We start from the raw sequence: 19,534 nt of genomic DNA, 5'->3' as shown, positions 1-19,534 counted from the left end.
AACCACGCAACGAAAACCGAACGCACCTATGTTTCGTCCGATTCGACCGATCGTTACGGCCATTGCCGCAATTGCGGTGGCTCACGCCTTTGGCGCCGACGCCACGAACGAAAGAATTTCTGAGCAAGTCAGTTTCAACGCGCACATTCGGCCGATCATGTCGAACACGTGCTTTGCCTGTCACGGGCCCGATGAAGAAACCAACGAAAGCGGACTCCGGTTGGACTCGTTCGAATTGGCAACCGAATCGGCAATCGTTCCCGGCGATGCCGACGCGTCACCCGTGTACGCGCGTCTGATCGACGTCAAGGATCCGATGCCACCAGCCGACTTTCGCCATCAGTTGTCGGCGGATGACAAAGCGATTTTCAAACGTTGGATTGATCAGGGTTCCAAGTACGAACAACATTGGTCTTACGCGCCGATCGTGCGTCCGACGCCGCCGGCGACCTCATCCGGGAATGCGATCGACGGTTTCATTCGGCGACGGTTGGATGCCGAGGGAATCGAACCGTCTGCGACGGCAGACAAAGCGACGCTGCTAAGACGATTGAGCCTGGACTTGATCGGGATTCCACCCACGCCCGACGAAGTCGATGCATTCGTCGGCGACGCTGCGAGCGACGCGTATGAGAAACAGGTCGAACGGTTGCTCGCGTCGCCGCATTATGGCGAACGGATGGCAAGCCAATGGTTGGACTTGGTTCGGTTTTCCGATACCGTCGGATACCACGGCGACCAGAATCAACGCATCTTTGCGTATCGTGATTACGTCATCAACGCGATCAACGAAAACAAACCGTTCGATCAATTCACGATGGAACAATTGGCCGGCGATCTGCTGGACGATCCGACCGACGAACAGTTGATCGCCAGCGGGCTGAACCGTTTGAACATGATGACTCGCGAGGGCGGCGCCCAGCCGGGCGAGTATCGGGCGAAGTACACGGCCGACCGAGTACGGATGATCGGTACGGCGTGGTTGGGTTCCACGACGGGCTGCTGTGAGTGTCATAATCACAAATACGATCCCTTCACGGCGAAGGATTTCTATTCGCTCGGCGCGTTCTTTGATGACCTGCGGCAATGGGGTGTCTACAGCAGCTACGGTTACACCCCCAACAAAGACCTGGAGGGCTTCAACAACGAATTCCCCTTTCCACCGGAGTTGCGATTCGAGTCTCCGACGCTAAAGCAAGAAATCGCCCGGCTTGAAGATGTCCTTGCATCGACCGTTGGCTCGGAAGCAGATTCCGATGCACCACTGAACGCGGAAACATTGGCGTGGGCCCGTGACGCCCGAGACTGGTTGCGATCGCATCCCAATGGATGGATGTCGGTAAAACCGACGGCGGTTTCCTCGGAAAAGGAGACTCCAATCAAAACCATCGACGCGGACGTTCTTCCGACGGGGAAAACGCGGCGCAAGGACGTCATTCGATTGGAATATGTTGCGACCGAGGCGATCGCGTTTCGCTCCGTTCAACTGGAAATTCTGCCCGATGAAGCCAACGGCGGATTCGTCGGACGCTCCGCCGACGGCCGCTTTGCTGTCTCGATGGCCATGGCGATCCAGCGTGATGATGTGATCGATGGCGACGGAAAGATCGAAACCCGCGAAATTCCCATCGCATTGGGGCAAGTCGATCGCCAGAAACCGACTCAGTACCGGTCTGGGCTGGACCCGCGTTATCTGGAAGAAACTTGGCGCAGCGGCCCCGCCGTTTGGCAATTGCCCGTGACCGAAACACAGCTTCCCCACACGGCGGTCTATCACCTTAGCGAACTTGTTTCGCTGCATCCGCATGAGCGATTGATCGTTCGCTTGAAGACGGACGACATCGGAAAGTTTCGCGTTTCGGTATCTCCGTTTTCGCGTTTCGTGGTAGGGCAACCGACTGCACCCGATTCCCTTGCCGGCGCGATCGACGACTTGGAACGTGATCAGAAAATGGACGCATCGTCAAAGGCGATCGTTGCCGCCGCGCGATATGCGTCAGTCGTTCCAGTCAAAGATCAATCGTCCGACTTCAAGCGGATTCGCGACCGAATCCTTGATTGCCACAGCGGATATGCACTGACAATGATTTCGCAACCGGTACCGGCCGATGCCATTCCGGTCGCTCGCGTTTTGCCGCGTGGCAATTGGCAGGACGAGTCCGGCGAGATTGTGATGCCCGCGTTCCCCGAATTTCTCGGCCGTACTGTTTCGGAACCGAAAGCCGGATCCGACGATCGACGCTTGAATCGGTTGGACTTGGCTCGATGGTTGACGTCGGACGAAAATCCACTGGTCGCCCGTCACTATGTCAATCGAACTTGGAAACACTTTTTCGGCGCAGGCTTATCGAACAAGCTCGACGATCTGGGCAGTCAGGGCGAATGGCCCAGCCACCCCGAACTGCTTGACTACCTAGCGAGTGAGTTTCGCGAGGGCTGGAACATGAAAAATATCACGCGGATGATCGTGAACAGCAACACGTACCGGCAAGCCGCTGCCGTTCGATCGGACCTGAAAGAGATCGACCCTTACAACCGACTGCTGGCCCAACAATCGGCCCGACGACTGGAAGCCGAATCGGTTCGCGACAACGCACTTGCGATCGCGGGCTTGTTACAGACCGATATCATCGGCGGGCGCAGCGTGTTCCCCTATCAGCCCGAAGACTACTACAGCAATCTGCAGTTTCCCGATCGGTCGTACGATGCCGACGACACGTTCGCACAGTATCGGCGAGGCCTTTACATGCATTGGCAACGAACGTTTTTGCATCCGATGCTCGTCAACTTTGACGCACCGTCGCGCGACGAGTGTGTTGCCGATCGAACGGTCTCGAACAGCCCTCAGCAAGCACTCACGTTGCTGAACGATCCGTCGTTCGTCGAAGCCGCGCGCGTTTTCTCGAATCGGTTGATCAACGCAAATCCGAATGGATCATTCGACGAACGGATTGATCTCGCGTTTCACTTCGCCCTTTCGCGCTCACCGCGTTCGGAAGAGGCGGCGGGCTTGAAGACGCTGTACGAATCACAGTTGGAATATTTCCGTGATCACCCAGACGATTCTTCGGGCTTCACGGTGGACGAAGATCCCGATGCGGCCGAGCGGGCGGCGTTAGGTCAAGTTTGCCGTGTGATCCTGAATTTGCATGAAACCATCACTCGTTACTAACGTCGACGACTTCGCCTACGCCCTTACTGAACCAACCCTATGAATCCGTCGTTCTCCCAACCGCTTCGTCGCGACTGGTCTCGCCGCACTTTCTTATCGCAGTCGTTTGCCGGCATCGGTTCGATGGCACTGGGTTCGATCATGTCGTCGACTTCAACGGCATCGTCGTCCGACGGCAGCGTACACCCATGGCCGGCCCTTCCCGGATTTCCCCACCATGCTTCCAAGGCGAAACGCATCGTTCACCTGTGCATGGCCGGCGGCCCGTCGCACGTCGAATCGTTGGACCCGAAGCCGGAACTGGATCGGATCCACGACCAGCCCTTCCCCGCCTCGTTCACCGAGGGGCAACAGTTAGCACAACTGCAAGGTGCAACGCTAAAAGCACGGAAGTCGTTTGTGAAGTTCAAGAAGTGGGGCCAGTCGGGATTGGAAATGTCAGATCTGTTTCCGCACATCGGCGGCATTGCGGACGACATGACGATCGTGCGCAGCATGAAGACGGAACAGATCAACCACGACACCGCTCACGCGTTCATGAATACCGGATCGATTATCAAGGGTCGGCCATCGATGGGGTCGTGGATGCTTTATGGATTGGGGGCCGAGACAGAGAACCTTCCCGGCTATGTCGTGATGACGTCCCAGGGCCCCGGCGCTCAACCGGTATCGGCCCGGCAATGGTCGGCGGGATTCTTGCCCAGCAAGTTCCAGGGCGTTGCGTTTCAAAGCAAAGGAAAACCGGTTCACTACATCGGCAATCCCGATGGCGTTTGTCAATCGACACAACGCCAGGTCGTCGACGAGATCCAGCGGCTCAATGGACTACTGCAAAAACAGCATGAAGACGATGAGATTGCGACTCGCATTGCTCAATACGAGATGGCGTTTCAAATGCAATCGGCGGTCCCCGAGCTAGCCGACATGTCGGATGAGACTCAGGAGACTCTCGACATGTACGGGGTCAAACGACCCGGCGACGGTTCGTTCGCATCGAATTGTTTGTTGGCGCGACGACTGCTGCAACGAGGCGTTCGTGTCGTCCAGCTTTACCATCGCGGATGGGACCACCACGGCGATCTGGAAAAGAACTTCACCACGTCGGCAGGCGATTGCGACCGCCCCAGCGCGGCGTTGGTCAAAGACCTAAAACGACTCGGCCTGCTCGATGACACGCTGGTTTTGTGGGGCGGCGAGTTCGGCAGAACGCCGATGGCGCAGGGCAGCGGTCGCGATCACCACATCAACGGTTTCAGCGTTTGGATGGCCGGCGGTGGCGTGAAAGGTGGCACGTCGTACGGAGCAACGGACGAACTGGGTTACAACGCGGTCGAGAACATCGTCAACGTCCGCGATCTACACGCAACGATGCTGCATCTTTTCGGAATCGATCACCATCGATTCAGCAAAGCGTTTCAGGGACTCGACATCAAGCTGACCGGCGTCGAGCCTTCACGTGTGGTCCACGACATCATCGCATAGCGAATTTGCTTGCCTTGATACGACCGGTTCCGAGATGCGAACAAGGATCACGAGCGACCGTTCGAACTTCGCCGGCAAGCTCATCGTCCTACTGCCGCTTCGATCAAGTCAATGCTGTCGACCAGCACCGGCTCGCCCGACCATTGATTGGTGAAAAATATTGTTGCCGTCTTTGCTTTCGGACCCGTTTTGAATTGAAGGCTCTTGCGATGCCAGTAGCTCCTAAAAAACCTAGCTGACTGAAAATCGCCGTCGTAGTTTTTGACTCCCAACCATGCATCATGGTAGACGTCCTTGTAATTCGTCGCCGGCGATTTTGCGTAAGCGGATACGATGTAGGTTGTGTTGGGTTTGACGGGCACGGTTTGTTCGATTGCACCCTCGCCGCCACCATCCAAAGCAACATGATTGCTTCCCGCCCAACTATTGGCAGCGTCTTCCTTTAGAGTGACTTTGCCTGAGACATGCCAGTCCGCCAACTTACTTTCGAATATCGGGTTACTGAGCAACGTTGGGCTGTCTGAGCAAGCGACGTCGGGTTTGTCGCTTTGCCAAATTCGTACGTAGTCGACGATGAACTTTTGACCGCCGTTTGGAAAGTCGGTTTGCTTGAGTTTCCCTGGATCGACTTCCCAAGGAAACGTTTCAGAATCCAGCCACACCTTTTGTGCTTGGTCAACGACCCAGTGTTCACCGATTTCGTTCTTGCTTGCACAGCGAACCAAGATTCCATCAACAAAGATTTTGATATTTTGCGGCGACCATTCCAATCCATAGACATGGAAGTCGCTGGCCACCCGGAACGGCAATTGATGCTCGTTGGTCCAAATGCGTTTTCCATACGTGGGTGTTCCCGGAGTTCTCCAGTCATGGAACGAAGACTGCAATCGGTTGCCCGCGTCGGTGCTGTCGGGATTGAGTCCATAGTGTTCGAAGACATCCAATTCACCCCTCCCGCCGATCGTCCAAAACGAACTCGAAATCGGCCCGTCGGCTGCTTTGCATCTTGTTTCAAGATAGCCGTACAGAAACGAAGTCTTCGAGATGATGGCTCCGGTGGTGACATTCTCGTACTTGAAGCCGCCAAAGTGCTCGTCCGCAAATCCGAATTCAGGTTGCCACTTGGAGGTGATCACTAAATCCCCATCGCTAACGCCGACGTTTGCTGGCACGAACTGGGATGGAGCCCGGCCTTTAAAGCGGTTCTCGTATTTGTCGTCCACGCCTTGGACAAACCATTTCGAAGAGTCGAGCGTCGCGTCGTTAAATTCATCGCTGACCGAAGGAACAAGTTTCCATTCACCAGAATTTTCGGGATCCGAAAAAGGCGCCTGTGCGACCGATAATGAACACCATTGTGTAGGAAGTAATGCGAGTGCAAGTAACAAACATTGCTTCTTGGCAGGTAACAGCAAGGCAAGCATGATTCATCCAAGGTAACGTTGTTTTTTGATTCGGCAGCGACGAATGACTCTTGATTCGGGCTGACTTTGGACGGCCGCAAATTACGTGGAACCGCCCAGCAACAGCGTAGCCCATCCAGGCCCCTGAGCTCGTATTGCCGCGAGATATTTCAGAATCACGCTCGCCGCTACGGCCGCCATGAAGCTTTCCGCCACTGGTAGACGCGGTTTCGCTAGACGAAAGCCTCACACCGTGCCGCTTCGAGATCGTAACGGAACGCTGACAAAACTCCGGTTACGTGATCGGGGGCTTTGTTTGGTTTTTGGCAACCAACTGCGAAAGCACTTCTATTGCATCGCCGGCCCGTGATGACGGCACGAAGATATGGTCGTGGTAAAACGCTGCAACGATGTTCGCGCTGATCCCGCGCCCGGCGAGGGAGCCGGCGATCGCCGCGGTTAACCCGACCGCTTGAAGATCGGAATGAACGCTGAGCGAAATCAATGCGTATTCCCCCTCATAGTTCTCGCCCGCCGCATCAGCACGATCTTTGCGGACAACGATTGTGAGTCCCTCGCGTTCACAGAACGAGGCAATTGGCTCAAGCTCACCACCAGCACCGTACGTCGCGGCGGGTCGCGTCAGAAACACGTACAAGTGGGGCGACACGACAGGCGACAGAGACGCCAGCAGAGTCGAAAGGTCAGAAACACCGCTCATTGGAAATCACTGTCCCGGACGAAAGGGTTCGCAGACGCCGCGTCAAAACGAAGGCGTAACCGTCGAGCGAAAGGAGGTGTTGCCGTTGGACTGGGGATGCTAGCCGACGGAGTGAGGCACGGCAATATTTCGTCGCGTTGTGGCAGGGCAAGTCAGTTTTTGAAGCTGGTCAGTCCGGATTGTCGTGGCTTGCTCCGCAATCCAACATGTTCCAGGCATTGGATCGGCGGAGCGGTCCACGACGATCTTTGCCTTGGTCGTAAAACTGATTCGCCAAGCGGAAGTCGCCCGCCTGTTTGAAATCCTGCTCTGTCCGTGTTAATGTCGGGCGTCTGTTCCTGTCGCTCGAACCCGTTTAACTGAAAGCCCTTGATGAATCGTCTGTATCGCCGCTTGGTTTGTTTGTCCGCTTCGCTGGTTGCCGCGTCGATGTGTGTTGGGACCGACGCGGGTGCGGCGGATGGTGACGGCAAGGTTCTTCGGCACGCTGTCTTTTTCGCGTTCAAGGATTCATCCACCAAAGAGGACGTCGATGGCGTTGTGAAAGCGTTTGAGGCGTTGCCGACCAAGATCGATTCCATCAAGGGGTTCCAGTGGGGCACCAATAACAGCCCCGAGGATCACGACGACGGGTTCACGCACGCATTCGTGTTGACGTTCGCCGATGAGGCCGGGCGAGCGGAATACTTGCCACACCCTGAACACGCGGCGTTTGGCGGAGTGCTTCGGCCCCACATGAAAGAGGTCTTCGTTGTTGACTATTGGGCAACTCCATCGGCGGCCCCGTTGGAAAAAGAACTGAAGCATGCCGTCTTCTTCAAATTCAAAGACGACGCGCCGGTTGCAGAAATTCACGCCGTCGAAACGGCGTTCGCACAACTGCCATCGAAAATCGATTCCATCAAAGCGTTTGAGTGGGGCGTCAACAACAGCCCCGAGAAACACGACGACGGATTCACGCACGCGTTCATGGTAACGTTCGATTCGGAAGAGGGCCGCGCGGCGTATCTTCCGCACGCTGATCACGAAGCGTTCGTCGAAGTTCTGTTGCCCGTCCTGGATAAGGTTCGCGTGATCGATTTCTGGGCCGAGTGATTTGTTAGCGAAGCACCCAGCGGAATCGTAGATTCCGCATGCAGGGTAACCCAGTCGAAGCAGCTTGCGAAAATGTATCCCTTTGCCTACTGATCGGCATCCACGAATTCATCACCGACAGTGGGATCCGCGTTCGCGTCGTCGCGATAGTACGTCCGCATGCTCTTGGGAAGCGGATCGATCGCGAACTGGTCCGATAGGTAACCTTCATCCTTGGCAATTCGAAGCACTTCGATGACGTCGCCGTAACCGCCGCCGATCGAAACCAATCCGGCGATCAACGACGGCAATGTGTTGTCCACCACGGCCAATTGGTCTTCTTTACCGACCTGGAACCGGCTGATCCGCAATTGGTTGGGCGAGTCGGATTCCGGTTTGATCATGATCCCACCGGGACCTCGCATGAATTGAGGGATTACCAGTGGCGACGGGACGCCGAACATCACAATTTCCGGCGATTCACGAAGCGAAACCACAATGGCTGGCGATGCGGTCGAGTTGACTTGGTATACCCAGAATTCGCCCATCGATTGGCCGTTCAATTGGCGACGACCGTCCGAGCGACGGCGGATTGAACAGAAAGATCCGTATCGCGTTTCCATACTCGGTTGATCCATCAACCGTTTCAGCGCGTCGATGGCGTCTTGGCTCTTAACACCCTGAAGTGCCAACATCGCGGGAGCGCGGAAGGCGGGTGTGTCGCGAATCGCCACTTCCAGCGGTTTGACGGACTCGGTGCGATCAAGATACGCGAGCGCCTCGGCAGCATAGAACTTCAATTCCGGGTTGGACGTCTTCAAGCCTTCCAACAGCGTCGGAACCGCGCTCTCGCCGAGTGCTTCCAATTGAAGCGCGGCGTCGGCGGACGTTGCCGGGCTGGCAAGTTTAGTGCCCAGAGTTGTCAGCCGCTTTTGAGTGTCTGAGTTTTCGGGTTCGATTCCGATGGCGCGAACGACTTCCATCATGCGAGGAATGCTATCGCGGTAGCGCGGGTGAACTTCTAACTGGACAAAGTCGTCCTCGAGGGCTTCGGCGATGCCTCGGCGCGTTGTTCCGTCAAAGAAAAAGAAACGTCGATTGATGGCCGCAGCGATACCGCTGGACATGGCGACGTGTCGATACTGCGGTCGCAAGATCAACGCCAGTTTTCGACTGACCTGAACGACGCCACCGGAGATCACGTTGCCTTCGATTTTCAGATTGCCGTCTTGCGATGGCGAATAGGCTGCTCGCGTCAGGATCGGTCCGGTACCGGTCGCCAGCACTTCGCTTTGACGGACGGAGCTTTGCATCAGTTGCTTTTGCACGGCCATCTGTTGGCGTAGACGCGTATCGAGCAACCAACCACCGCCCAAGTCTTCGGCGCGACTTTCTTTCGGTGCCAGAATTCGCAGGTCAAGCGGATCGCCGCGGCGGGCTCCGGGCGGGATCGTCGCTTGGACGCGGACCAGCGCCGTATCGGGTGATTCAAGGAAGTGGTTCGGGTCCTCGATGTCGCGACGTTTCATTTCTTCGAGAAGTTGTTCCCGAAAAATGGATGGGTCGGCCGGGCCACCGGTGCCCACCAGACCGTTGATCGCGCCGACTCCATCGACCTGGATCGCCTGCATCCCGTTGGCAATCGCAGCTTCGCGAATCAAATCGGGCGGCGCAGGTGCTTTCATCAACGCGCGAAGCGCCTCGTTCTCGTCTTTTTCGGGTTTGCCACGCCAAACCGAGCACCCAGCCACAGCAACACAGGCTGCCGCCAGTAATAAGATCGGTAGTCTTGGTCTTTCGGAGAGCTTCGGCATCCTGCCACGCATCCCTATTTTCAAAGCAAAAACGGTCACAATCATCCGGCTTGATACAGCATTTGGGACGTTCGCAGCAATACGAGTCTGGCCCTACAATGAGGCTCCGAAACCCACGCAATGGCGGAAACCCGATACCCATGTGCCAAGCTCTGCTGCTATTGATTTTTGCAATGCACCCGGTTCACGAGACCGTGACGGAGGTGGAATGGAACGACGAATCCAAACGTTTCGAGGTCGCTATCCGCATGGACAACGACGACGAGCGTTGGATCAAAAAGTCGGTCCAGGGCGACGGCGAAGTTTCGAGCTGGGCGATCGCCTATCTGCAGCGACGCTTTCGCGTCGCCGATCCGCCCAAGTCGGGACGCCCGGATCCCAGCAAGTACCACTGGATCGGTCGCGATCGCGACGGGGCCCACGTTTGGTGGTACTTTGAAATCGAACCGGCCGACGGGCGGCCTGTTGTTTGGGTTGACCAGCAGTTATTGTTCGAACGCGAGCCGAACTATACGCATCGCGTGTTGGTGCTCAACCATCAACCGCCACGTGCCTTGAACATTACCGCAGTGCGGACGAAAGTTCGGCTCGATGAATCGACCGCCCAGGCTGCCGAATCCGAATCTGATTCCGCCGACGCATCCCCCTCCCCAACCTCGCCTGACCATGACGACGCCCCACTGCCGCCAACTGACTTGTGAAGTGATCTCGATCGGCGACGAAATGACCACGGGGGCCCGGCTAGACACCAACGCCCAATGGCTTAGCCAACGGGTGGGCGAACTGGGTGTGACGGTTAAGTTCCATTCGACCGTCGGCGACACCTTGGCCGACAACGTCGACGTGTTTCGAATCGCCGCGGCGCGAGCCGACATCGTTGTCGCAACCGGAGGCTTGGGGCCGACGCGTGACGACTTGACGCGCGAAGCACTCGCAGCGGTCGTCGATCGACCATTGGAAATGCGAGAGTCGGCGATGAAGCACATCGAAAGCATGTTCGCCCGACGACAACGACCGATGCCCGAACGGAACAGCGTCCAAGCAATGTTTCCGGTCGGCAGCGACGAGGTATTTAACCCCCAAGGCACCGCGCCCGGAATTGACCTGGCCGTCGACCGAACCGGCAAACCAGCCAGTCGTATTTTTGCGCTACCCGGTGTGCCGGCCGAAATGAAACGGATGTTCGACGAGACCGTGGCGCCGCGAATTGCCGCGATGTCGGGTGGCGGTTCGAGGATCCGTCACGCGGTGATGAAGTTTTTCGGAACCGGCGAAAGTGATATGGAGCAGCGGCTCGGCGAAATGATTTCTCGCGACCGAGAACCACGCGTTGGCATCACGGTCAGCGGTGCAACGATCTCGTTACGAATCACGGCGACTGCCGACACGGACGAAACGTGCGACGCGATGATCGCCCAGACGCGTCAAGAAATCCTGCGGTTGGTTCCTGAATTCTACTTTGGTGACGGGGAATCATTCGAACAGCAACACGCGATCGAGGCGAGATTGCGAGCGCGTGACGAATCGTTGGCGGTGATCGAATTGGGCCGCGCGGCGGTGCTGGGTGACTGGTTCGCGTCGTTGGGCGATTCTCCGGCCTACCGTGGCGGTCTATCGTTGGCGACGCGAAACGACTTGGTCCAAATGTTTGCGGCATCGGATTTTTCGGACGCGGTCGACCAAGTGCGCACCAAATTCGGTTCCAGCTGGGTGTTGTTGGTAGACGCGTATCCGGCGTTGGATGTTGCGTCGGACACGCCACTACCAGCCGCCGACGTGAAGATTTTGGCGATCGGGCCTGATGGGAAAAAACAGCCATTCGAGTTGACCATTGGCGGGCACCCCGACATTCTTCACGCGCGGATTGGCAAGTCGGCGATGGCGTGGCTGCGTGAGCTGTTAAACTAGAAACGGGGTCGTCGTCGACTCAAGTACGTTCCTTATTTCACATTGGAAAAACAATCATGCGTTGGTGGATGCTTGCGGCTTGCACGGTTTTGGCATCGTTGACGTTCGCAGACGAGGGCAATCGCGAGACGCGTTTGGCAAGCTATTTGTCGGGTGCCCAGTTTGTTGGCAAGTTCACCGTTGACGGCAAAGAAGACAAATCGCCCAAGACGGAACACTACACGATCAGCAAGTGCGAGAAATTGCCCGAGGCGGACAAGTATCGATTGACGGCCCGCATCAAGTACGGCGAAGTCGACAGCGAAGTACCGCTGGACATCAAGATCCTGTGGTCCGGTGACACACCGGTGATCACGCTTGACGCGATGTGGATTCCCGGCATGGGCACCTTCGACGCCCGCGTCATGATCCACTCGGGACGTTACGCCGGAACGTGGCAACACGATGCGGTCGGCGGACACATGCTTGGTAAGATTGTGAAAGCGGAAGCGGACCCAGCAGATGCACCGGAGAAGTAGCGACGCGGCGATCACGATTCCTCAGTAGGTCTATAAAGAACGCCCGGCTTCCCCCCGAAAGCCGAGCGTTCTTCGCTTCAAGAACGTTGTGTCGTCGTCCGTGAACTGATTCAGGTTATTTCCACCGGCTCCCGCCACCCAAATCCGAATCGGACGTCGAACGTTCGAGTTAGCGGTTTGACGCGATGAAACGTCGTTTCGACAATGCGTCGACGAACGCAAGTTCCCCGAAGTTGAACGCTGCGGCGGTCCCGCCGGCGGCGATTCGCAAGTTCGTGAACGTGTCCTGGCCGGTGTTGGACGACACGGCTCCGGTTCCGGCTGACTCCGCACCGTCGTCAAACGCTTCCGGATCCGTTTCGATGACGCTGTAGGTGCCCGCGGCCAGTTGGGCGAACACGTAGTCGCCCGATGCGTTGGTTTGGACCGTACGGTCAACAACCGTGCCCAAGTCGTCGGTGCCCGTCAATCGGACGGACACACCTTCGATGCCAGTGTCCCCGGTGTCGAAGATGCCGTTGGTGTTGACGTCTAGGAACACCTTACCGGCAATCGATCCGGTCAGAGGATCGACGGTTGTCGATGCCGTTGCCGTGTTGTTGGTCAAAGCCGTTTCGTTGGTGTCCGAATCGACCGACGCGGTGTTGACTTGGGCCGCCGTGACGCCGGCGTTCACCGTCGCGGTGACCGTAAAGCTGAACGTGCCGGCACTGGCCAGGTTACCACCGTTGACGGTGATGGAGCTGCCGTTGATCGTGACACCATTGCCACCCGTCGTGGTGAACGCTGAACCGTCGGGTCGTGTGCCGCCCGTCAACGTCACACCGGCCGGCAGGTTGTCGGTGACGATGACGTTGGTCGCCGATGACGGACCGTTGTTGACCACGTTGATCGTGTAGGTCAACGAATCGCCGGCTGCGACCGCATCGTCGGATACGGTTTTGGTGATCGCCAAGTCGACGACCGGTGTGACCGTGATATCGACCGTGTCGGAGTTGTTGGTGATGTCGTCTTCACCGGCGGCGGACAAGTCGTTCGTGTTGGCCGTGTTGGTGATCGTTCCCGATGCGGTCGATGCAACAGTGAATGTCAGTGTCGCTGTGGCGGTGGCATTGGGTGCCAACGCGATCGCGGGGAAGATAATATTGCTGCCGGTCTGCGTTCCGGTGACGCCATCGAGTGTCGCCGTTTGCAGCGTCAATCCAGCAGGTACAACGTCCGTCAAGACGACGCCGGTGGCGCGACTTGGGCCGTCGTTGGCAACAACGACACTGTATGTCACCGTGCCGTTGACGGCGGGCGTCGCATTGTTGACCGTCTTATTGACAGTGATGTCAAAGACCGGTGTCAGGTTGGTCGTCGCGGTCGCCGAGTTGTTGGTCGTGTCCAAGTCGGTGCCCGACGAAGCCACCGAAGCCGGATTGACGATGTTGCCCGACGCATCGCCGACTGCGTCGTTGTTGACCGTTGCAGTCACGGTAAACTCGCGAGTCTCGCCGATTGGCAGCGAATCGAAGTTCACGGTGATCGTGCCGTTGGCAAAGTTGCTGGTCGTCGCGGTCGGTGCGGTGATCACGACGCCCGCCAATCCGGCGGGCATCACATCGGTGACGACGACGGACGACGCGTCACTGACGCTGTCGGTGTCGTGGCTGACGATGAATGTGTAGACCAGCGTGTCTTGTCCGGGAACGGCCGTTGCTTTGTCGACGTTTTTGGTAAGGATCAAATCGACTTGGCGACCTGGGTTGATATCGACGCTGTCGGTATTGTTGCCGGGCGTGGAATCGGTGTCGGTCGTGTTGATCGTTGCCGAGTTGGGAATCACACCTGTCGCCGCCGAATCGATCAGGACGTCAAAGGAGAACGTTTGGGTTTCCGACGGATCCAGCAATCCGACGTCGAAGGTCAGCGTTTGGCCGCTCTGCGACACGGTCACACCGGACGTGCCGGCGTCGAAGCTGCCCGCGACAAGAGTCAAGTTTGCATCAAGCGTATCAACCACGGTGACACCGCGAGCTTGGCTCGGACCGTTGTTGGTGGCCACGACCGTATAAGTCACCGTACGACCAGCGATGGCCGTGCCCGATACCGTCTTGTCGATTGCAACATCGACTTCGCGGTTGATCGTAGTATCTTCGTCGGTCGAGTTGTTGTTCGGATTCGGGTCGGTGTTGGGGCTGGCCGTTACCGAAGCGGTGTTGATCAACGGGCTGGCCGCATCGGGGCTGACTTCGACAACCAGCGTGATCGTCGAGGTTGCCGCATTGGCAAGCGTTCCGACGGTTGCGGTGACTTCGCGAGAGGTCGCGTTGAAGCTGACCAAGTTGGCAGCGCCATCGACGTTGCCGCTGATGAATGCCACTCCGACGGGCAAGGGGTCGACCACGACCACACCGGCTGCGCCATCGGGTCCATCGTTGGTGACGGTGATTTCGTATGTGAATTGATTGCCGGCGTTGACCGGGTCGGTCAAGTCGGTCTTTTCAATCCGCAGGTCCGACGAGACCAGATCGACCAGTTCGCTCTCGGTATTGTTGGTGGTGACCGTTTCCACCTCGGTACCCGAAACCGTCGCCGTGTTGGTCAAGTCGGTAGTTTGGTTGGTCGCGATCGTGGCACTCAATCGGAACGTCGCGGTGGAACCCGCGGCGACGGTGCCCAACGTGACGCTGACGGTTGCACCGTTGACACTTTGTGTGAACGCACCAGAGGCGTTGCTCAATCCGGTGAACGTCAAGCCGGCCGGGAACACGTCTTCCACAACGACGTTGGTCGCGGTCAGAGGTCCGGCGTTTTGCACCACGATGTCGAACACGACGTTTCCGCCTGCCGCCAGAGTCGACGACGCAGCGACGATCGTCTTGGTGATCGACAAGTCGATTTGTGGGAAGAAACCGAAGTCAAGCGTGGTGTTTGTGTTGGCGTCGGTGTCGGCGTCGTTGGTCGGTTCAAGATTCGATTCCAACGTGATCGTGCTGGAGATCACGTCGCCCGATGCAAGGACGGTTCCGTTGTCATCGTTGTCGACATTGTTGTCGGCGTCGGGTGCGGGGTCGTTGCCGGTGCTGTTGGCAAAGCCGAACAGTTGGGCGCCGGCGGTGAACTGGGATGCCGGAACCACAACCGCATAGTGGCCGGGGTTCAAGCCGGCAAAGTTGTAAACGCCGCCCGCAGTCGTTGTGGCTGTGGCAATCGGCGTCGCGGTTGCGGGATCGACGGTGCCGTTGGGATCGACCAGTTCGTACAATTGGACGGTTACACCGACAACGCCGGCTTCGGTGTTCTGTCGGATGCCATCGTTCTGGCCGCCCTGTGAACTATCTGTAAACAGCGTGCCGCCCAGTGACACTGTTTGAATGTTTGCCAGATTCACGGTCTGAATTTCCGGCATGATCGCTTCGACGATCGAAACGAAAACATCGTTATTCGTTACCGTGATCGGAACGTTGGTTTCGATTGCGCCAACGTCGTTGAAGTCAGCACCGGTACCGGTGTTGATCGTGAACGACGAAAATGGGACGTACAATTCTTGCAGTGTCGCGCCGGCGGGAATGGCAACGCTTGCGATCGACGAATTGGTGGCATCCGAGTGAACGATGATCTGGATTTGGTCACCCGCATTTTCTGCGCGAAGCAGCGCGATCAGTCCGCCATCGGGGTCGACGTCGACTGTTGGTGCACCGCCACCCAACGAGACTCCGACACCGCCGGTGCGAAGGCCTGTGGCATCCAGTGTCGCGGTCGACTCCGAGCCGTCGTATTGAACGCCGACGCTGCCGATACCGTCACCACCCGACGAAACCGTCAATAGACTGGATCCCGGGATGACATCAAACAGCAAACTGCCGCCCGAAGTCAGACTGACCGTGACGTCTCGGTTGCCGCCGATGGCTTCGGATGCCGTAACGGAAGTGAATTGGTTCGGGTTGGCACCGTTGGCAAGCACTGTCGTAGGCGTGGCCGAATAGTCGTCGATCAACGCGGTGCGGACGCCTGTGTCATCGGCGATCGTGGCCAGCAACGGTGCAGGCGTGCTCAGTTGAGGCACCGTGCCCTGTTGAACGAAGTACGATCCGGCCGAAAGACCGTCGAAGCGGTATCGTCCCGACAAATCCGATGTCGTTGTGCCGACCAGCGTGTCGGATCCGTCGAACGCGCCCGGTGTTGTACCGTCATCGTTGAACAATTGGATTTGAACGCCTGTCGCGCCGGCAGTTCCGGGTGCGACTAGGTTGCCGGACGCATTGACCAAGACGGGCGGGTCCGTCGGCGTGAAACCGTCGTTTCCTTGATCGACGAACGTTGTACCGGTGATCACACCCAGGTCCGAAGCCATCAATTCGCGGCGTTCCATGTGTTCCATGCGAAGCAGGCGATCGTTGGTCTTTCGCTTGGATCGCTTCTTAGAAGCCGACGATTTCGAGTTCGCGGGCTTCGACGAAGCGAAACGATTGAAGATATTTTTCCAGACCATTTTGATCTTCCGATGTTTCTTTGAACGCTAGGATGCGAAGGGGCGATAGCCAAAGTTGCAAATCAAGAGGCAGACCGTATGGGTGACTATCGGACAATCGGCCCAACAGTCTTCAACGGTATTTTTGGAACGAACCGGATTGGCATGCAATCTTGACGATTTCTGCCCAATCGATGTTGGTCCGTTGAATGTCGACTCAAGTCCGGCCGGTGACACGGAACCGGTGAGCGTTGCGTCGCGGTCGGCTTCGTGACAACTACCAGCGGTATTCGCCACCGATCGAGATGCCTTGAGCCCAGTAGTCAGTCGTGTCGAACTTGAAGTTCGGACGAACTGCACCGGTGAATGGTTGTTGTTCGGGTGGCAACAAGGCCGGGTTGAGGTCTCGCGAGATTTGATCGCCAGGACGCACCACGTTGGACCAGTACAAGAACGTGTAGCCAACAGTCGCACGGAAGCGTTCGGTCAATTGGTAGCCGAGCTTCAGGTCCAATTCCGGAATCACCGAGAACTCGTCTTGTTCGTAGTTGCCAATGTTTCCGCGTTGAGCAAGGAGGCCGCCCGATTGTGCCGCACCACCGTCGATCGACGTTGAGCCGTTAATTCGCACCGTTTGATTGGTCACACCAACAGCCATTCGCAGCATCGCATCGGCGGTCCAATATCCGCGGGTGCGTCGGTACTTCCATCCCAAGTCAACACCGTTGAATTGGTTCTGAGTCTCGAAGCGGTCCATGATGTTGAACGAACCGACCGGGTTGCTGCCTTGAAGGTTTTCGGTGATCCCAACGGATTCGTCGAGTTGCAAGTAACGGTATCCGAACATTGCTTCTTGACGGCTACAAAAGTGCCCGGGGCATCCGCAGAACAATCCGCTGGTGCAACCTTCGTTGCAGCATCGCAGATAGCGAAGGTGCATACCGGTTCCGAACAGTTCGCTGGTCGCACGAGCGGTCACGTTGCCCGCAACGACGTTGGGATAAGCCACCAGTTCGGCATCTTCACGTGCCGCGCCGGTGGTCGGATTGATGTTGAAGAACGGGCGAGCCAGGATGGTCGATCCGCTGCTGGTACGTGAAAACGATTCGCTGGCTTCTCCGATTCGGAAGTACTCGCCGCCCAATCCCCACGTGTGGCACTTGTCCAACCACACGCCGAAGTTCAAACGGAAACCGTCGATCGAGTTGTCCAACACTTTGTCGCCGCCGAACAGAACCGTTGCGGGTCCGCCCAGCACACCGGCCTGCGTTTCGCTGGTTCCGTTGGGGCTGGTCGACACCAATGCTGGCAACGACATCCCGTCTTGGAACCAAGCCAGGTATTCGGCGCTGAACCAACCGTCTTGAGGCAGGCAAAGCGTGACGCATGGACGCCAAGCTGCGGGGCTGATCAGTTCGCCACAGGTGCTGCATCCGGCTCCGCCACAGGTTCCGCCTCCGCAACTGCCCATCGAATCGCAACCGCCGCCGCACAGAACGTCGCCGCATCCACAGCCGCCCATCGCATCGCAGGAAGAGTCGCCGCCGTAGCTGACTTCGTTACCGTAGCTGACGTCACCTTCGTAGATGATCTCGCCTTCCATCGGCGACAGCATCACTTGGCCGTCCAGGATTTCATGTGAATCCATAATCGACATCGTGTCCGAAGGCGGAACCGGAATACCGTGGCCGACCTGTTTCACGCGGCGGACGGCACTCTTGACGGACCGCTCTGGGGCCGCCGGCTCCAACGGTGCGTCAACCAACGGCCGTGACTTGGTGGTCGCCGGTTGGGTGTTGCGAGTGGGTTGCCAATTCGCTCGAGCGACTCGCTCGTTGGTCCGAACGCTTTGCGTCTTTGTCGTCGAGTTCGAACGCTGGGAGGTTTGTCCCTCGGCCACGGTGCCCGCAGTCAGCGAGACTAGCAAGGCAACGGAGAAACAGATTGAATTTTTGAGGGTAAGCACGGGCTTCACCATGGGATGCTTGGATGGCGTGTCGTGAAACAGCACCGAAATCGATTTCCCCCCCGGGAACAAACCAGCCTGCGAATTCCGCAGTCGCGTCGGTACACACCGACCGGTTCCCTAGCGATATCGACAAGAAGCATCCAAGACATCGACCCAAAATCGGAATAATCCGAAAATTCGTCAAAGTCCCCTCAATCGGAACACTTTACCGAACCCATCACGACGGCTTTCGCCCCAGTACGAAAACGGCGTCCGTCAAATCATTGTCGATCTTTCGCGGCGAATCCAGGTCGTAGTCAAAGTCATAGATGCCCCGGATCTGCCACACGTCGGCGACTTTCTCCAACAATCGCTTCGCCTGAGTCGGCGTGTACAGCCGCAGCGGAAACTCGCTGCGAATTCGTTCGACCGCGCCGGAACGTTTGACCGCCTTGATCGATACTCGCAACATTTCTTGCCGACGTTTGCGATCAAAATCGATCACCCGCAGCGTCACGCTGACTTTGGTACCGCCCGACGACGCCTTCCATCGTTCCGTGCAATCGGGGTCCGCGTCCATCGGAATCAAATGGAACCCCAAGATATACAGACCGCCGGCGCGAACGTTTGCGGCAACGCTGCGCAAGTGTTTCTCAGCCGCCCCTTCGTTGATCAAATGGCGGAACGTATTGAACGTACAGAATGCGGCGTCGAACGCCTTCGGGAAACTCATGTCCGTCATGTCGCCCTGAACGACCGTCCCGGTCAACTTGCGACGTTTCATGCGACCTCGCAAGTACGACAACATTGGTTGACTCAAGTCCAATCCTGTCACGTCATAGCCCTTGGCCGCCATCGCGACGACCAACCGTCCGCTGCCACAGCCCGGTTCAAGCAACCGCTTGACCTCGCCTTCGCCGAACCGCTCGAAGACCTCTTCAAAGAACACCACCTCGTCATCCGTTTCATCGCGAAACACCATGTCAAAATATTGAGGGTGGTCGTACCAGTCGGCCATCAAGTTTTCCGAAGCGGAGG

12 protein-coding genes are annotated in these 19,534 nt (G+C 57.4%); 6 read left to right on the top strand and 6 right to left on the bottom strand.

Annotation, left to right across the window (positions count from 1 at the left end):
- Window positions 1-28: 28 nt before the first annotated feature.
- Together Poly51_RS04090 and Poly51_RS04085 are read left to right on the top strand one after the other, a co-directional pair.
- Entirely contained in the window at window positions 29-3,172 is a 3,144-nt protein-coding gene (locus Poly51_RS04090) for a PSD1 and planctomycete cytochrome C domain-containing protein (protein WP_186775326.1), read from the top strand.
- A 39-nt stretch (window positions 3,173-3,211) separates the two neighbouring features.
- Complete coding sequence (locus Poly51_RS04085; RefSeq protein ID WP_146454471.1) at window positions 3,212-4,654, top strand: DUF1501 domain-containing protein; 1,443 nt, start codon at window positions 3,212-3,214, stop codon at window positions 4,652-4,654.
- A gap of 80 nt (window positions 4,655-4,734) precedes the next feature.
- On the opposite strand, the gene Poly51_RS04080 is transcribed toward Poly51_RS04085, so the two are convergent.
- Both Poly51_RS04080 and Poly51_RS04075 read right to left on the bottom strand, forming a co-directional pair.
- A complete protein-coding gene (locus tag Poly51_RS04080) occupies window positions 4,735-6,078 on the bottom strand; it encodes a family 16 glycosylhydrolase (RefSeq protein WP_146454469.1) in 1,344 nt (447 codons plus the stop codon).
- A 274-nt stretch (window positions 6,079-6,352) separates the two neighbouring features.
- A complete protein-coding gene (locus Poly51_RS04075) occupies window positions 6,353-6,778 on the bottom strand; it encodes an ACT domain-containing protein (protein ID WP_146454467.1) in 426 nt (141 codons plus the stop codon).
- Between the two features lie 372 nt (window positions 6,779-7,150).
- On the opposite strand from Poly51_RS04075, the gene Poly51_RS31160 reads away from it, so the two are divergent.
- Window positions 7,151-7,873, top strand: coding sequence for a Dabb family protein (locus Poly51_RS31160; RefSeq protein WP_146454465.1), 723 nt, complete (start codon window positions 7,151-7,153; stop codon window positions 7,871-7,873).
- An 86-nt stretch (window positions 7,874-7,959) separates the two neighbouring features.
- Here the strand turns inward: Poly51_RS31160 and Poly51_RS04065 are convergent, their stop codons facing one another.
- Window positions 7,960-9,666, bottom strand: a complete 1,707-nt coding sequence (locus tag Poly51_RS04065) for a HEAT repeat domain-containing protein (RefSeq protein ID WP_246114247.1) — start codon at window positions 9,664-9,666, stop codon at window positions 7,960-7,962.
- 140 nt (window positions 9,667-9,806) lie between these two features.
- On the opposite strand from Poly51_RS04065, the gene Poly51_RS04060 reads away from it, so the two are divergent.
- The 3 genes from Poly51_RS04060 to Poly51_RS04050 are packed head-to-tail and all read left to right on the top strand — an operon-like array spanning window position 9,807 to window position 12,092.
- Window positions 9,807-10,367, top strand: coding sequence for a DUF6702 family protein (locus Poly51_RS04060; protein WP_146454461.1), 561 nt, complete (start codon window positions 9,807-9,809; stop codon window positions 10,365-10,367).
- The gene (locus Poly51_RS04055; RefSeq protein WP_146454460.1) at window positions 10,333-11,574 is read left to right on the top strand and encodes a competence/damage-inducible protein A; all 1,242 of its coding nucleotides are present in this window, start codon (window positions 10,333-10,335) and stop codon (window positions 11,572-11,574) included. The genes Poly51_RS04060 and Poly51_RS04055 overlap by 35 nt, the downstream gene beginning before the upstream one ends.
- A 56-nt stretch (window positions 11,575-11,630) precedes the next feature.
- Window positions 11,631-12,092, top strand: coding sequence for a hypothetical protein (locus Poly51_RS04050; protein ID WP_186775325.1), 462 nt, complete (start codon window positions 11,631-11,633; stop codon window positions 12,090-12,092).
- Between the two features lie 169 nt (window positions 12,093-12,261).
- Here the strand turns inward: Poly51_RS04050 and Poly51_RS04045 are convergent, their stop codons facing one another.
- The 3 genes from Poly51_RS04045 to Poly51_RS04035 all read right to left on the bottom strand — a co-directional run bounded on the left by Poly51_RS04045 (window position 12,262) and on the right by Poly51_RS04035 (window position 19,514).
- A complete protein-coding gene (locus Poly51_RS04045) occupies window positions 12,262-16,569 on the bottom strand; it encodes a beta strand repeat-containing protein (RefSeq protein WP_146454458.1) in 4,308 nt (1,435 codons plus the stop codon).
- 256 nt (window positions 16,570-16,825) lie between these two features.
- Entirely contained in the window at window positions 16,826-18,514 is a 1,689-nt protein-coding gene (locus Poly51_RS04040; RefSeq protein WP_186775324.1) for a BBP7 family outer membrane beta-barrel protein, read from the bottom strand.
- A gap of 220 nt (window positions 18,515-18,734) precedes the next feature.
- Window positions 18,735-19,514, bottom strand: a complete 780-nt coding sequence (locus Poly51_RS04035) for a class I SAM-dependent methyltransferase (RefSeq protein ID WP_146454453.1) — start codon at window positions 19,512-19,514, stop codon at window positions 18,735-18,737.
- Between the last annotated feature and the right edge of the window lie 20 nt (window positions 19,515-19,534).

The sequence above is a fragment of the Rubripirellula tenax genome, assembly GCF_007860125.1.
GTDB classification, from domain to species: domain Bacteria; phylum Planctomycetota; class Planctomycetia; order Pirellulales; family Pirellulaceae; genus Rubripirellula; species Rubripirellula tenax.
The sequence above is the reverse complement of the archived record's forward strand: the minus strand, read 5'-3'. Positions and strand labels throughout refer to the sequence as shown.

Bases quoted from the DNA above. Each gene is read 5' to 3' on its own strand.
- Poly51_RS04085 (WP_146454471.1), top strand. From the start codon at position 3,212: ATGAATCCGTCGTTCTCCCAACCGCTTCGTCGCGACTGGTCTCGCCGC.
- Poly51_RS04055 (WP_146454460.1), top strand. From the start codon at position 10,333: ATGACGACGCCCCACTGCCGCCAACTGACTTGTGAAGTGATCTCGATC.
- Poly51_RS04065 (WP_246114247.1), bottom strand. From the start codon at position 9,666: ATGCCGAAGCTCTCCGAAAGACCAAGACTACCGATCTTATTACTGGCG.
- Poly51_RS04050 (WP_186775325.1), top strand. From the start codon at position 11,631: ATGCGTTGGTGGATGCTTGCGGCTTGCACGGTTTTGGCATCGTTGACG.
- Poly51_RS04060 (WP_146454461.1), top strand. From the start codon at position 9,807: ATGTGCCAAGCTCTGCTGCTATTGATTTTTGCAATGCACCCGGTTCAC.
- Poly51_RS04035 (WP_146454453.1), bottom strand. From the start codon at position 19,514: ATGGCCGACTGGTACGACCACCCTCAATATTTTGACATGGTGTTTCGC.
- Poly51_RS04045 (WP_146454458.1), bottom strand. From the start codon at position 16,569: ATGGTCTGGAAAAATATCTTCAATCGTTTCGCTTCGTCGAAGCCCGCG.
- Poly51_RS04080 (WP_146454469.1), bottom strand. From the start codon at position 6,078: ATGCTTGCCTTGCTGTTACCTGCCAAGAAGCAATGTTTGTTACTTGCA.
- Poly51_RS04075 (WP_146454467.1), bottom strand. From the start codon at position 6,778: ATGAGCGGTGTTTCTGACCTTTCGACTCTGCTGGCGTCTCTGTCGCCT.
- Poly51_RS04090 (WP_186775326.1), top strand. From the start codon at position 29: ATGTTTCGTCCGATTCGACCGATCGTTACGGCCATTGCCGCAATTGCG.
- Poly51_RS31160 (WP_146454465.1), top strand. From the start codon at position 7,151: ATGAATCGTCTGTATCGCCGCTTGGTTTGTTTGTCCGCTTCGCTGGTT.